Raw genomic sequence first — 14,107 nt, forward strand, 5'->3', positions numbered from 1 at the left:
GGCGATGAGGGCGCCGAGCGTTTCCGGAGAAACGTAGTCCATCATGATGGAGTTGGTCGGCTTGTTGCCTTCGAACACCTTGTGCGGGGCGAGGAATGCAATTTCTTCTTCGCTCTTGCCATCCTTGCGGAGTTCTTCCTGAGCCTGGGCGAGGGTCTTGCCGTTCATCAAAGCTTCCGGCTGTGCAAAGAAGTTGGAAAGGAGCTTCTGGTGATGGTCGCCGACCTTGTTGTGGCTGTTTGCCGGGGCGATGAAGTCGCAAGGAATCATCTTGGTGCCCTGGTGGATCAGCTGGTAGAAGGCGTGCTGGCCATTCGTACCCGGTTCGCCCCAGAGGATCGGACCCGTCTGGTAGTTCACGCGCTTGGAATCGCGGTCAACGGTCTTGCCGTTGGATTCCATGTCGGCCTGCTGGAAGTAGGCGGCGAGGCGGTGCAGGTACTGGTCGTACGGGAGCATGGCGTAGCTGGAAGCGCCGAAGAAGTTGTTGTACCACACGCCGATGAGGGCGAGGATAACAGGCAAGTTCTTGTCGACCGGAGCGGTCTTGAAATGCTGATCCATTTCGTAAGCGCCCTGGTGGAGCTTCATGTAGTTGTCGAAACCGATGCGGAGAGCAATGGAAAGACCGATGGCAGACCACAGGGAGTAACGGCCGCCCACCCAGTTCCAGAATTCGAACATGTTAGCAGTGTCGATACCGAAGGCAGAAACGGCTTCGGTGTTGGTGGAAAGTGCCACGAAGTGTTTGGCAATGGACTTTTCGTCGCCATTGAAAGCCTTGAGAACTGCAGCCTTAGCAGTTTCGGCGTTCGTCATGGTTTCAAGAGTGGTGAAGGTCTTGGAAGCAACGATGAAGAGCGTTTCTTCGATGTTCACCTTCTTGAGGGTTTCGGCCATGTGGGTGCCGTCGATGTTAGAAACAAAGTAGACTTCCGGAGAGTATTCGCCAGCAGCCGGCTTTTCTGCATACGGCTTGAGGGCTTCAGTCACCATCACCGGACCGAGGTCGGAACCGCCGATACCGATGTTCACAACGTACTTGATGGACTTGCCGGTGTGGCCCTTCCACTTGCCGGTACGCACGAGCTTCGTGAATTCTTCCATGTGCTTGAGCACGGCGCGAACTTCGGGCATCACGTCCTTGCCATCGACGCAAATCGGATCGTTACCCTTGTAGCGGAGTGCAGTGTGGAGCACGGCGCGCTTTTCGGTGGTGTTAATCTTTTCGCCAGCGAAGTACTTGGCGCGCATGTCTTCGAAGCCAGCAGACTTCAGGAGGTCCTGGAGCTTGGCCATGGTTTCGTCGGTGATGATATTCTTGGAGTAGTCGAGGAAGAGTCCGCAAGCTTCGACGCTGAACTTGTCAGCGCGAGTCGGGTCCTTTGCGAAGAGTTCCTTCATCTGCCAAGTCTTAGCGACTTCAGCATGGGCTTCGAGAGCCTTCCATTCCTTAGAATCAGTCAGTTTAGACATAGATTAATCCTTTCCGCACACGCGGGTTTTTGTTACGGCCTTTAATTTAGAAAAGTAGGAAGTAGGAAGTAGGAAGTAGGAAGGGTAAAGATTAAAAAATGTAGGATGTTTGCGGCTATTGATTATTGTCCAATTATCTGGAACTACTCAAGATTGTATATTAATCTTATTGCCGTGGGTGTTATGCGGCGAAGGAGTAATAAATGTCTAGATTAAAAGAAGCTATAGTGCTAGCAATTGCCATTCTCGGTCTTGGGGCGTTCCTCTATTGTGCCATGATGCATACGAAAGATCGTGAGCGAGTCGTGTCGGTCAAGGGCCTTTCTGAACGCGAGGTTAAGGCGGATTTTGTGATTTGGCCGATTGTATACAAAGAAGTTGGGAATGACCTTTCTGCGATTTATGATGCTGTGCAAGCCAAAAATGCGACGCTTGCGAAGTTTTTGCAAGGCAATGGAATCGAAAAATCTGAAATCAGTTGGTCTTCTCCGGAAATTGAAGATGTTCAGGGTGAACGTTATGGCGATAACAGACGTCCGTTCCGCTACATTGCAACCGTGGTAACAACTGTTGCTTCGAAGAATGTAGACCGCGTCCGTGAGATTATGGGCAAGCAGGGAGACCTTCTCAAGCAAGGCATTGCATTCTCTGGCGATGATTATCGTTACCGCAAAATTTATAGCTTTAACGCTTTGAACGAAATCAAGCCTGCGATGATTGACGAGGCGAACAAGAACGCTCGTGCTGCTGGTGAAAAATTTGCTTCGGATTCCGATAGTAAACTCGGAAAAATCAAGACGGCATCGCAGGGGCAATTCTCTATTAGCGATCGTGACGAAAATACGCCGTACATCAAGAATGTTCGCGTGGTTACGAGCGTTCAGTACTTCTTGGAAGACTAGAATCGCAAAAAATGTAATTTTGGGCTATGAAGCAGCCTATTCGAAATATTGCCATTTTGGCCCACGTTGATGCGGGCAAGACGACACTTTCTGAGAGAATCCTTTTTGCGGCGGGCGAGATTCACCGCCCTGGGCGCGTGGAAGATGGCTTAGCCACGATGGACTACATGCCTGAAGAAAAGGAACGCGGTATCACGATTGAAAGTGGCGTGGCGCATTTCGAGTGGAAAAATACTTGGTTCAATTTTATCGATACGCCGGGGCATGTCGACTTTGGTGCCGAGGTCGATATGGCGCTTACGGCTGTGGAAGGCGCTGTGCTTGTGGTGAGTGCTGCAAGCGGCGTCGAAACGCAGACGGTAGCTTCTTTCCGCAAGTTGCGTGAGTCCCGCGTGCGTACGATTTTGTTTGTAAACAAACTTGACAATCCCGATTATTCGCTGGACGAAACGCTCATCAACATTGAAGAAACGCTTGGCGTGCGTCCGGTGCTCATGTCTGTGCCGCAGTTTAAAAATGGCAAGATGTGCGCGATGCTTGATGTGCTGAGCCAGAGCCGCTTGGTGCATTCGGAGTCGGGTGCAGAAGTTCTCGATGACGGCTGGGAATCGGATGCGGGTGCGGCGGAAGAGCGTGCGCTTTTGAAAAAGTATTATGACGAGGCAGTGGAATTTGCAAGCAACTTTGACGATGAAATTTTATCGCTTGCGTTAGACAATAAGCCGGTTCCGCCGAAGATGCTTTTGCGCGGGCTCAAGGCTCTTGCGGCAAGTGATGAATATGTGATTTGCTATGCGGGCTCTGCGCTCGAAGGATTTGGCATTCGTAGCCTTGTGACGGCACTTTCGTTCTTTTTGCCGGAAGTCCCGATGTTTGACGAAAATGAATTAGGACAGGTGGTGCGCCTGAGGCATTTCCGTGGTGTGGGCGAGATTTCGCTGTTCCGCAGTCACGTGGATTTGTTGCGTCGCGATTGGCCGGCGGGTTTTGAATTTTCAAGGCTCAAGGCGAATATGCTTTTGCCTGTGGATGAAATCCGTGCAGGCGATATTTATGCGATGGTCTCGCCGTTTGAAACGGAACTCGGACAGGTGATTTATTTAGACGAGAGAGGCGAGAGTGCGGGGCGAGATGCGGCGGGAACGTCATTGCGAGCCGAAGGCGAAGCAATCTCTAACGCTGTTGGAAGTGCCGCGCCGAATGGGAATGCCGCGCCGTCGATCAGCGAAAATTATTTGCCACTTTTGCAGACGCGTGTGGAATGCGTACGGACGGAAGATTATGCCCATGTGGAACGCAGCCTCTCGGTGCTTGCACGAATGGATCCGAGTTTCCGTGTGCAAAAGGACGATGGCGGATTTTGGTATTTGCATACCGTGGGCGAGGTGCAGCTCGATGTTTTGCTTGCCCGCCTCAAGCGTGAATTTGGTTGCGAAGTGCGTGCCGGGAGCCCCGAAGTTCGTTGGCAAGAACGCTTGTGCCGTGCTGTAGGACCTGCTGAAAATACGTTCCAGATTGGGCCGCATAAAATGTCCATCAGCATTTCGGCATCTCCGCTAGAGGGTGATGCTCACGATATTCGTTTGTCTGCGGAGTTCATGGAAAGTGCTCCGCGTGAAATTTTGGCAGGTGTGCGCTCGGCGCTTTTGGAATCGACTGAAGTTGGCGTGCTCGGCAAGGGCCCGCTTGTGGGCGTGCGTTTTGAAGTCCATCGCTTTGAATGGACGGAAGGGGCGCTTCCGCCGATGATCAAGAAGTGCTGTGCGGATGCGGTGGCGAAGCTCGTGAAACCTGCGGACGTTCAGTTGTATGAACCTGTGATGGAACTTTCGCTCGAATGCCCGGTGAATTTCGCAGGCCTTGTGACGGGCGATATCCAAGCACGTGAAGGCAAGGTGAAAGAAATCGAAGGCGATGGCAAAACGCACTTCTTGAAAGCCGATGTACCTCTGCGAAAGATTTTCGGATATGCTACGGGTGTTCGCAGCATCAGCAAGGGCACCGCGCTTTATAGCATGAAACTGCTCGGGTATAGAGCGGCAACGGTTTAGTTGCCTTTCAAAGTGTTGGGGGATTGATGGCGGTTGTGAAATTTTTTCTGCTCTTGATAATCAGCTTTTTTTGTGCGACGTCTTGCTTTGCACTTAGCGCACCTATTGATGTTGGCGTGCCTTTTAATGGAGCTACGAAAGATACAATCTATTTTGACGATGTGTATTTTGGCGGTCCTTATAGAGGCGAGTACATTGTTGTTGAAAAAGGGTGTGCCACTTGGTTTTATGAAGAAAAATCGGATGCTATTTCGAAGACGTCTCTGCCAAGCCAGTTGTATGCCGATGTCTTTGGCACAGAACCTTTGCCTGATAGTACGAAAACTTATGAACAATGGCAAAAGAATTGCGAACAAATTGCAGATAGCACAGAGCGAAGTTATCCCAATTTAAAAAGGGCGCTAATCTTGTTAGGAATAGGGGGGCTTGGGCGGATTCCTGACATTTTATCCTTATGAAGGGGACGTGACTAGGGGCATTGGGATGAGTTTTGGCGTAAGCTTTCTTGTGAGTGGATTGTATTTTCTAGGGAAATCTATTGTTAGTGCAATTCGTGGTGATGTACAAAAAGATGCACGAATGCAACGCGGTTTGGCGGAAGAATATGGAAAACAAAAACGCCGTTGGGAATTGAAAATAAATCCCTTAATTGATCCGCAAAATTCAGGTGGCGGCTTGTTGATGCAACTGATGTTTTAAAGTAATTATGTAGAAGTTTATTGCAAAAAAAGAGATTCCGCCCCAGAACAAGTCCGGGGTGACAAGTTTAACTGGAGGCTTTGCCTCTCAGGATGATGGCTGGATACTTATGCTCACAACCTCAGAGGGCGAAGCCCGACCCCATACCCCAAGCCTACTTTACATTCTTGCGGCTTTCGCGCGGCGGCGGAAGTGTTCGATGAGCGGGGCGACGGTTTCCTTGAAGTCGTCGTGAGTCTCGATGCGAACAAAGTCAATCGACATGCGCTGGAAGAGTTCCTTGGTCGCTTTGCCTTGACGTTTGGCTTCGCGGGCGAATGCTTCGCGGAAGGCGGCATCTCCGGTGTCGATCAAAAGCGTCTCGCCGGTTTCGGGGTCTTCGAGTTCTACGAGGCCTGCGGACGGAAGTTCCATTTCGCGCGGATCAACGACGGACACGGCGAGAACGTCGTGGCGCTTGCGGAGAATCTTGAAAGCGTTTTCGAAACCTTCATCCAAGAAGTCACTCATCACGACGACTACGGCGCGGCGGTTCAGAATCTTGCCGGCATATTCTAGGGCAACCTGTGTGTTGGTGCCGTGGTGCTGCGGCTTGAAGTAGAGAATTTCGCGGATGAGGCGCAACACGTGCTTGCGGCCTTTCTCGGGCGGGATGAAAAGTTCGACTTGGTCGGTGTAAATGAGGAGGCCGACCTTGTCGTTGTTCTTGATGGCGGCGAATGCGAGGAGAGCCGTGAGCGTTGCCATGACTTCGCCTTTCATTTGCTTGCCAGAACCAAATTCGGAACTGCTTGAAGCGTCGACCATGAGGAGCATGGTCATTTCGCGTTCTTCGATGAACTTTTTGACGTAAGGCGTGCCGGTTCGGGCGGTCACGTTCCAGTCAATCGTACGCACGTCATCGCCGGGCATGTATTCACGGACTTCGCTGAATTCCATACCGTTGCCTTTGAAGGAGCTATGGTATGCTCCGGTCATCACGGTGTCGAGCGTGCCGCGTACGGAAAGTTCAATGCGGCTTACGGTCTTTAAAACTTCTTTATCGAGTAATTCTTTATCGGCCATCGTAATTCTTCTTTTTTACGCTAAAGAATATACAAATATTGCGCAGAAGAGACCATGTGCGATGGATTGCTGTGCGATTCGAGGCGGTTTGTTTTGTCTTGTGAAAAATGCTGAAATTGAAAAAAGAGCGATTTTTACGTAAAAAATGCTCGAAATTTGAATTTCTTACGTAAGATTTTTACTTTGTATGTACTATTTCTCTCGTTTGAGTGAATTTTTATGTTGTTTAAGTGCGGAATATGTTGAAATTGGAGACTCGATGCGCGCGAAATGGGAGGAATGGTATGCGTGTAATTGCCTTTTTTAGAAAATTTGCTTCATTTGTCTGCAAAATTACGTAAATAACAGGGCTTTATCCTGTTTTTTTACGTAAAAAATGGCAAAATTTTGAATTTTTCTTTTTTAGAACTCCGCTTTGGCGAGGAAACTTATGTTTCTGCCTTTTTCGGGCATCACGGATTTGAGGCGTGAAAGGTGGTTGCGTACGTCGGCGTTGAACAAGTTGTCACCGCGGAGGACGATGCTGTAGTGCGCGAGCGTGAGCGCCCAATGGAATTCGAGGGAAACGCCGAATGTGGTGTAGCCGGGCGTACGTTGTTCATAGCGGTCTACGCGGTTTTGTGCAAGGGCGAATTCCGTGTTGATGCCTGCGCGGACATGTGTCCAGAGGTAAGCGATTTCGCCATGGAATTTGAATGGCGGAATTTGTGGCATGTCACTCCAGTTTTCGTTCTGGTAAAATCCGCAGACATAGCTTGCACCTGCTTGTGCGTAGAATCCTTGTTCGGCAGGGAGTTCGATGGAGGCGCTTCCTCCTATGAGTAAAGCTTCGTCGCCGCTGACTTGATAAATTGGTAAAATTTGCGACCAGTTTGTGTCGCCGGTGGCGCGAGGGGCGAGGTGGTTCAGGAACCATGTGCTGTGAACGGCGGCTCGCCAATTGATGATTTCGCCGTAATCGCGAAATTCGAGTTCTGCGCCGTAACCGTTTTCGGCATCGAGCTTGTGGTTGCCGCGTTCGTAGGTGTATGCTGCGAGATGCGGACCTTGGTTGTAGAGTTCTTCGATGGTCGGGGCGCGTGTGGTGCGGAAAACATCAAGTGTCAGAAATTTGCCGGGGGCGACGCGTTGCGAAAATTCGACAGCGATGGCCCATAGTGCAAAGTTGCGGTCTTCGATGGCGCCTTTGTCGGCGACAATGCTTTCTTGCGGTTTGAAAAATGCGCCACCGAGTCGTGCGGACAAAGTTATTTCTAGGCCGTCTCGCCATCCGTTCAAGCTAGCGATGGAAAATAACGATGCTGCGTAGGAATTTGTTGGCGGTGTAAAAACGTAGCCGCCCATTTCGACGGAACGGATGTCGAATTCTCCACCGAAGTGGATTCCGAAAAACGGACCGCTTTGAGCGATGAATTTTTCAATGCGCATGTTTGCTTGATTAACGGCAAATTCTGCGCCGACGTATTCCTTAGTCTCGTATTCCGTGTGGTGGTACTGATTGAGTCGGAAGATGACGTTGAGTGTGTCGGGGCGTGTTGCTGGAATATACATTCCTTGCAACGTCAAGTCGCGTTTGAAAAGGTCGATGTCAACGCCGTTAGGGTGCCCACCGATGAATCCGCCGGGGATGCCGTAATTGGAATTGAAGGAGCGGAAGGAGGCTCCAAGCTTAAAGCGCTCAAAGCTGTAAGCGGCTCCGATGGCGATGCTTCTGTTTTCAATTTCCGTGTTTTTGAGGGTGCCCTTGGATGTTTCCATGTCGCTCATGTTGCGGGCGGAAACTTCGCTTTTAAGCGATAGCCTGTGGATGTTGACGTTGGCGCCTAAAACTGTAGCGAATCCCGGTTGCCCTGTTTCGGCATAGTCTGCGATGTAGCCGTGAATTTGTATGTTGCGGATGGAGTCGAGATGCGATGAATCGCGAACGTCTGAATTTTCAAAAGGAATGTCGTTGTGCTCGACTTGAATGACTCCACCTGCGGCAGCGAAGGAATGGCTTAAAATTTGTGGCCCGCGGACAATGCGTAATTTATGAGCCGTTAAGACTTCGGATGCAACGGCGTGATCGGGCGATGTAGCGCTCATGTCTCCGCAAAAGGAACCGTCTTCGGTGAGCGTGACGTGACTGCCGGAAAGCCCTTTGATGACGGGCCTTGCAGCGGCTGGACCCATGGAGCGGAGGGCGATATCGGGCTCGTTCTTGATGGTTTCTGCGATGGTTGTAGAAATTTTGCGATCGAGTTTTTCGGCTTGCAATTCATCGTCTTTACGCAAACCGTCTAAAATGGTTTCGGTAGATTTTTCGGCTTCGATGGTCGAGTTGCCTAAATCTTGAATAAATTCTTGGGCGAAAGAAAAATGAAGGAAGCCTCCTAAAAGGAGGCTCCCCGTAGCAGCCCTAAAAAGGCTAGTCTTCATCTTCGTCTTCCTGGAACGGGCACTTGTCAGCGTCCAAAGCCTTGTCTACGACAACTTTGATTTCAGGAGTTTTTGCATCGGCGTGGTCGTGGTGCTTGACCTTGAGAACCAATTTCGTTTCACCTTCTTTGAGTCCCTTGAGATGGAATCCCCAACCGCCTTCAAAATGAATGTCGAGAATTTTGCTATCGCCAACATCCCAACCGAGAGAATGTTCGTCATCGCTCGGGCCTGCGATTTCCTTGTTGTTCTCGTCGAGGAATTTCACGTGAATATGTGCGCTCATGCAGTTGGCGTTGACTTTGAGGCCCGGGAGCTTGGAATCTTCTTTGCCGCGGTAAACGCTGTAGAGCGTGTCCCATTCAGCAGAATAGAGTCTCCAGCCTTCGACTTCGAAATGTTCGTGCTGTTCGGTGGAGGTAGAATTGCTGTCGCCGCAAGCAGCGAATATGAGTGCGAAAATGGCAAGTGCCAGGAATTGAATTTTTTTCATTATAAATCCTTCAATTTTAATTATTTTGTTATTAACGTTTGTGAACATTGTTTGGAATGAGCGTTTCGTCATTCTGAGACGTGAAACGCCGAAGAATTCAGTTATTTCTGGTTGCAGGGAGGGCCGCGTGGATTATAATGAAGAGCAAATGTAAATGGATTTTGCGAGGCGTACTGCACTTGTAGAATAAATAGCAGAATCCAAAATACTGTTGCGACAGGGATGAAATCGTCTAAATTGTATCCATCGTGAATCAGTGTGCAAACGGGGCAGTCTTCGTGCTCCTCGAAATCATCATGATGGTGTTGGGCAACCGCCAAAAGGCATGCCGCGATAAGCACGATGATGAATTTGCGCATGTGTGATAGACGAATCATTTTTTATTCGATAAAAATGGCGTTTCTTATAATCGGAAATCCAATTCCGTCTTCTTCTTTTTCGTAATCAAATCTCCCTATGATTGTAATTGGAGATCCTTCTCTTGGAAAATCTTTGGGATACTTGCGTGGTTTGAATGTTTCAAAAGCTAATCCTTGTGAACAACAGGCAAGAGCGTCTTTGATGACACAACCGAAAAAGCGTCTGTCTACAGCTTCGTCGTAGTAGCTGGAAAAAGAACCTTTCATCTTGATTCGCTTTCCGATGAATTTTTTGGGCTCGGTCACCATTTGATAAACCATGGAATAGACCATAGTAGCGCTCATTCGGGAAAGATCGATGTCAACGCGGTTTGCAGAAGTGCTGTCTGTTGTGACGTTTGCGTTGATTTGTGAAAGTAAGCAAAGAATTGCAATGATTGTAATTCTAGAAAATGTTTTATACAAGTTAAATTCTCCTGCTACGAATAAAATTTGTGATATAACAAATCAAAAATGCAACGATATCCATAGCAACGATTGTAGAACCGACGGGTGTTCCGGCCAAAATGGCAACGAGAATTCCAGCGAGGGAGCAAACTACCGAAATGACGGCTGCTGCAACGGTCACTGTGAAAAAACTCTTGAAAACGCGCATGGCAGAAAGTGCCGGAAATACGACCAATGCAGAGACCAAAAGTGCGCCGACAAGATTCATGGCGAGTACGATGATGACGGCGATGATAATGGCAATGAGCAAGTTGAATAAATTGACATTCACGCCTGTAGCGCGTGCAAAATTTTCGTCAAAGGTGATAGCAAAAATTTTATGGTAAAAAAGCACAAATGCTACAAGGACAACTATTGAAAGGCCTACGCAAAGATAAACGTCTGTCGGCTTGAGCGTAAGTATGGACATCGAGCCGAAAAGCGTTGTGCAGACATCGCCTGCGACATTTGCTGAAGCCGAAAAAATGTTCATTAGCAAGTAGCCGATGGCGAGAGCCCCTGCCGAAACCATTGCAATGGCGGCGTCCCCTTTGATTCGGGCGTCTTTTCCACCGCAAAGGAGCAGTACCGCAACCGCGATGGTTACAGGCAAAATGACGAACATATTGTTTGTGACTTTGAGAATGGACGCAATTGCTAGCGCTCCGAATGCCACATGCGAAAGACCATCGCCAATGTAAGAATAGCGCTTGAGAACAAGCGTTACTCCCAAGAGCGATGAACATAGCGATATAAGCGTACCGACGATAATTGCGTAACGTACGAATGGAAAATCAAGATAGAAGAGAAGTTGGTCGAGCATGAGTTAGTAGGAAGTGGGCGGTAGGAAGGTTGTTGTGAGCGTGATCCGCGAATGGGGAGGGCATCTTCGTTATTGCATTATTTCGTTGAAATTGAGTATTCTTGTGGCGTACTTTGTTGATGCTTCTACGTCGTGCGTGACCATCACGATTGTCATTTTCTTTTGCTCGTGAAGTTCTTTGATGATGTTGTACATGTTTTGCGAAGATTCGGGATCAAGGCCGGTAACGGGCTCGTCTAGCAGCAACATGCGTTCGGCGGCGCAGAGCGCCCTCGCCAAAAGCACGCGTTGCTTTTGGCCACCCGAAAGCTCGCGGAAACACGCTTTCCGCAAGTTTTCGGTTCGGGTGAGCGCCAGACATTCGCTGGCGCGCTCCCGGAGGGCGCGACCGTAAAATGGGAGCAGCAGACTTTTGCCCTGGAATGCCGAAAGCACGATTTCTTCGACAGAAGCTGGGAAGTCCTTTTGCGTAACCGTAATTTGCGGCAAGTAACCAATTTGTTTTCGCTGTAAATTATCGCGAAGTTCGATTTTGCCGGCTTTGGGGCGCAATACACCTGCAAGCCCGCGCAAGAATGTTGTCTTTCCGCAACCGTTTCTACCGATGATGCAAAGGTAATCGCCTGCGTTGATTTCGTAATCGAAACTGTTGACGATGTTTTTGTTCCCGTAACCGAGCGTAAGCTGGTGACATTTAATAAGAGGTTTATTGTTACTCATTCAGCTTGTCATGCCCGATTTAGCCGGACATCTCCATTTTACTTAAACAATTACTTAATTGCTTGTTTCAGAACTTCAAGATTCGACTTCATAATTGACAAGTAGCTAAAGCCTTCGGCGATTTGCTGTTCTGTTACCGATTGCATCGAATTGATGGTAAGAACTTGCGCTGCCTTTGAGCTTTTGCTTGCGTCGAGGATGGCGCGGGCGATTTTCTGGTTCCCTTTTTCGATGGTGAAAATGGCCGGCAACGATAGAGAATCCATCTTCCCCGCAAGGAATGCAATCGTCTCAAAGCTCGCTTCGCTTTCGGCGGAACAGCCCACAAACGCGGCGTAATACTTAATGCCATAATCGTCCACCAAATAACGAAAAGGAAAACGGTCTCCGAAAAGAATTGTCTTGCGGGCTGCGCTTTCAATAGCTGCGCGGTATTCTGTATCGAGTGATTTAATCTTTGCGATGTATGCGGCGGCGTTTTGTTTGTAGGCGGATGCGTGGGTTGCGTCGATTTTGGAAAGTTCTTCGGCGATTTTCTGCACCAAGATTTCGGCGTTCTTCAGCGAAAGCCAAACATGTTCATCGTTTTCAATTTCTTCTTCGTTATCGTGATGATGGTGGTGTTCGGCGTGTTCATTATGATGTTCCAAAGTCGTTGAGCTTGTCGAAGCGTCAGCGTGCTCCTTGTGCTCGTCATGATGGTGGTGTTCCTCTTTCGTCTCTCGTCTCTCGTCTTTCGTCTCGGTATTTTGCATGCCTTCGACAACTTCTTCTGCCTTGACACGGTCACCGAGGGCTGCCATCAAATTAATCTCGGCGCGGTCATTTTTCGGAGAAGCTTCGAGCGCATCCTTGATCCATTCGTCAGATTCGCCACCCACATAAACGACCATATTTGCACTTGCAATCTTTGCGATGTCTTGTGCTGTGGGCTTGTAACTATGCAAATCCACGCCGTTCTTGATGAGGAGCGTGAGGTCTACGGAATCGGCGCGTGTGCCAAGAATTTCCTTAACCCATGCGTATTCCGGATAAATTGTTGTGACGATGGAAAGCTTGCTTTGTTCTGGCATTTTTTCGGAACTGTTGCAAGCAACGAGGGAACTGAGCGTTACGAAAAGAGCGAACGCCAAACCACAAAATGAAATCTTTTTCATTTTTAATCCTTTTAAAATTTTTTTTGAATGATGTACTATTGAAATTATAGACCCTATCGCTGCGGCATCTCGCCTTGCTCCAGGGTGACATGACAATCTAGAGAAGATTGGTTTAATTCAATAAAAGGATTTTTTGTGAAACGAGCGTAATCGGCCGCAGAACAACGACTGCGAAACGAACAAGTTTAAAAAGAAAACAACGGCAAACGAGCTCTATCGGGGCTTCGACGAGTTCAAAGCAAAATTCCGAAATCAGGTCGAGACAGTGGTGTATGTGGTGACAAGTATGGCAATGCTCGCCATGGCAATGATGGTCGATACGGTGCTCCGTGTAGAGCAACGCCAAAGTGACCATTAACTTGTCTAGCAAATGAAACACGCTATCTCTCAAATAAAATCAAATTGAGAATAATTCTCAATTTGAAAGATAGTAAAAAAGATAATCTTTGGCAATCAAAAAGGGCTCCCAGCAGACGTCGGGAACCCTTTTGTTGTTCTAAGGAGGAGTTGTATGAAAAAGTTTCAATGTTAGGCGTTAGCCCGATTGCCGGTTAGGCAATCGTGATTTTGCGGGCTGCGGCCTGAGCTTTCTTGGCAAGATCGAATTTTAAGATACCGTTTTCCAAGGAGACTTTGATGTTGTCTGTGTCGATATCGTCTGCCAAGCGGAAGCTGCGTTCGTAAGTGAACTTTTCGTCCTTGCGGGCGCGGGTGGCCTTGACAGTCAAAATATTCTTTTCAACTTGGATGTCCATATCTTCTTTCTTGACGCCCGGCAGTTCAACTTCGAGAGCAAAGCCGCCTTCGGTTTCGTAGTAGTCAGCCTTCGGCGTGTAAGTGCATTCGCCCTGTGCGTTTGCTGCGTTCAAGCTGTCAATGAAATTCTGGATACCATAGAAAGCGTTCGGAAGAATCTGTGTGTTCATCATAATTTTAACCTCTTTTTGTTGCGGGCTCGGCGTTTACCGTTGGCCCTTTTGTTTTACACCCTACCTTAAGCTAAAGCCGTGCCAACTTTTTCGTTTTTGCGGGTCTCGCGGAAAAATTTTTTTCGGATTGTCGATGAATGCGCCAAAAATGCCCCGGAAATGGCGAAATTTGATGAAAAAACGAGATTTTTGTAGGATGACGCGGCGGAAAAGTGTACGGGAGAGACTGGAAAATGCGCTAGGAACGTCGCAGGCGAGACTGGTATTTCAGAAAGTGACGGTCAGTGTTTCGCGCGTGAAACATCCGGTGGATCAATTTGAAATGGGGGGGGAGGAATCCCCCTGCCTGCAGCCTTGCCCCTCTGTCATGCCCGGCTTGACCGGGCACCTCCCTTTAGGGCAAGTCTTCCGTCACCCCCTCTGTGGGGCCTCAGACGCCGGCCCCGCAACGCCCCGCTTTTGCCTCAGGAAATGCGAAAAATGCTGAAAGCTCAGGCTATTGCATCTTGAAATCGGTGAAATTAAATTC

At 48.8% G+C, this 14,107-nt stretch carries 13 protein-coding genes; 4 read left to right on the top strand and 9 right to left on the bottom strand.

Going from position 1 to position 14,107, the window contains the following annotated elements:
• Window positions 1–1,476, bottom strand: a 1,476-nt coding sequence (pgi, locus tag HUF13_RS08600; protein WP_173474746.1) for a glucose-6-phosphate isomerase, incomplete at its 3' end; no start/stop codon positions are given.
• A gap of 203 nt (window positions 1,477–1,679) precedes the next feature.
• On the opposite strand from pgi, the gene HUF13_RS08605 reads away from it, so the two are divergent.
• From HUF13_RS08605 to HUF13_RS08620, 4 genes are read left to right on the top strand one after another with little or no spacing between them, the layout of a single operon-like run.
• Window positions 1,680–2,378 carry an SIMPL domain-containing protein gene (locus HUF13_RS08605; protein ID WP_173474747.1) on the top strand — a complete coding sequence of 233 codons (699 nt, stop codon included), beginning with the start codon at window positions 1,680–1,682 and terminating at the stop codon, window positions 2,376–2,378.
• 26 nt (window positions 2,379–2,404) lie between these two features.
• Complete coding sequence (locus HUF13_RS08610; protein WP_173474748.1) at window positions 2,405–4,429, top strand: GTP-binding protein; 2,025 nt, start codon at window positions 2,405–2,407, stop codon at window positions 4,427–4,429.
• Between the two features lie 26 nt (window positions 4,430–4,455).
• Entirely contained in the window at window positions 4,456–4,887 is a 432-nt protein-coding gene (locus HUF13_RS08615) for a hypothetical protein (protein WP_173474749.1), read from the top strand.
• A gap of 25 nt (window positions 4,888–4,912) precedes the next feature.
• The gene (locus tag HUF13_RS08620; protein ID WP_173474750.1) at window positions 4,913–5,128 is read left to right on the top strand and encodes a hypothetical protein; all 216 of its coding nucleotides are present in this window, start codon (window positions 4,913–4,915) and stop codon (window positions 5,126–5,128) included.
• Window positions 5,129–5,287: 159 nt separating this feature from the next.
• Here HUF13_RS08620 and HUF13_RS08625 read toward each other — a convergent pair whose 3' ends face one another.
• From HUF13_RS08625 to HUF13_RS08660, 8 genes are all read right to left on the bottom strand, one after another.
• Window positions 5,288–6,193, bottom strand: a complete 906-nt coding sequence (locus HUF13_RS08625; protein ID WP_173358074.1) for a DUF58 domain-containing protein — start codon at window positions 6,191–6,193, stop codon at window positions 5,288–5,290.
• 402 nt (window positions 6,194–6,595) lie between these two features.
• Window positions 6,596–8,611, bottom strand: coding sequence for a TonB-dependent receptor domain-containing protein (locus HUF13_RS08630; RefSeq protein ID WP_173474751.1), 2,016 nt, complete (start codon window positions 8,609–8,611; stop codon window positions 6,596–6,598).
• Window positions 8,601–9,104, bottom strand: a complete 504-nt coding sequence (locus HUF13_RS08635) for a hypothetical protein (protein ID WP_173474752.1) — start codon at window positions 9,102–9,104, stop codon at window positions 8,601–8,603. Before HUF13_RS08635 ends, HUF13_RS08630 begins: the two co-directional genes overlap by 11 nt.
• 380 nt (window positions 9,105–9,484) lie before the next feature.
• The gene (locus tag HUF13_RS08640) at window positions 9,485–9,928 is read right to left on the bottom strand and encodes a hypothetical protein (RefSeq protein ID WP_173474753.1); all 444 of its coding nucleotides are present in this window, start codon (window positions 9,926–9,928) and stop codon (window positions 9,485–9,487) included.
• 1 nt (window position 9,929) lies between these two features.
• Window positions 9,930–10,772: a metal ABC transporter permease gene (locus HUF13_RS08645; protein ID WP_173474754.1), complete on the bottom strand. Its 843-nt coding sequence runs from the start codon at window positions 10,770–10,772 to the stop codon at window positions 9,930–9,932.
• A gap of 69 nt (window positions 10,773–10,841) precedes the next feature.
• A complete protein-coding gene (locus HUF13_RS08650) occupies window positions 10,842–11,492 on the bottom strand; it encodes a metal ABC transporter ATP-binding protein (protein WP_173474755.1) in 651 nt (216 codons plus the stop codon).
• Window positions 11,493–11,542: 50 nt separating this feature from the next.
• Window positions 11,543–12,649 (bottom strand): metal ABC transporter substrate-binding protein, encoded by a 1,107-nt coding sequence (locus HUF13_RS08655; RefSeq protein WP_173474756.1) that lies wholly within the window; start codon window positions 12,647–12,649, stop codon window positions 11,543–11,545.
• Window positions 12,650–13,200: 551 nt separating this feature from the next.
• Window positions 13,201–13,578: an Hsp20/alpha crystallin family protein gene (locus tag HUF13_RS08660; RefSeq protein WP_173474757.1), complete on the bottom strand. Its 378-nt coding sequence runs from the start codon at window positions 13,576–13,578 to the stop codon at window positions 13,201–13,203.
• Between the last annotated feature and the right edge of the window lie 529 nt (window positions 13,579–14,107).

The organism is Fibrobacter succinogenes (assembly GCF_902779965.1).
GTDB lineage: Bacteria > Fibrobacterota > Fibrobacteria > Fibrobacterales > Fibrobacteraceae > Fibrobacter > Fibrobacter succinogenes_F.

Excerpts from the sequence above, each read along its gene's own strand:
- HUF13_RS08660 (WP_173474757.1), bottom strand. The coding sequence starts at position 13,578 with ATGATGAACACACAGATTCTTCCGAACGCTTTCTATGGTATCCAGAAT.
- HUF13_RS08650 (WP_173474755.1), bottom strand. The coding sequence starts at position 11,492 with ATGAGTAACAATAAACCTCTTATTAAATGTCACCAGCTTACGCTCGGT.
- HUF13_RS08635 (WP_173474752.1), bottom strand. The coding sequence starts at position 9,104 with ATGAAAAAAATTCAATTCCTGGCACTTGCCATTTTCGCACTCATATTC.
- HUF13_RS08615 (WP_173474749.1), top strand. The coding sequence starts at position 4,456 with ATGGCGGTTGTGAAATTTTTTCTGCTCTTGATAATCAGCTTTTTTTGT.
- HUF13_RS08610 (WP_173474748.1), top strand. The coding sequence starts at position 2,405 with ATGAAGCAGCCTATTCGAAATATTGCCATTTTGGCCCACGTTGATGCG.
- HUF13_RS08620 (WP_173474750.1), top strand. The coding sequence starts at position 4,913 with ATGAGTTTTGGCGTAAGCTTTCTTGTGAGTGGATTGTATTTTCTAGGG.
- HUF13_RS08645 (WP_173474754.1), bottom strand. The coding sequence starts at position 10,772 with ATGCTCGACCAACTTCTCTTCTATCTTGATTTTCCATTCGTACGTTAC.
- HUF13_RS08655 (WP_173474756.1), bottom strand. The coding sequence starts at position 12,649 with ATGAAAAAGATTTCATTTTGTGGTTTGGCGTTCGCTCTTTTCGTAACG.
- HUF13_RS08605 (WP_173474747.1), top strand. The coding sequence starts at position 1,680 with ATGTCTAGATTAAAAGAAGCTATAGTGCTAGCAATTGCCATTCTCGGT.
- HUF13_RS08630 (WP_173474751.1), bottom strand. The coding sequence starts at position 8,611 with ATGAAGACTAGCCTTTTTAGGGCTGCTACGGGGAGCCTCCTTTTAGGA.
- HUF13_RS08625 (WP_173358074.1), bottom strand. The coding sequence starts at position 6,193 with ATGGCCGATAAAGAATTACTCGATAAAGAAGTTTTAAAGACCGTAAGC.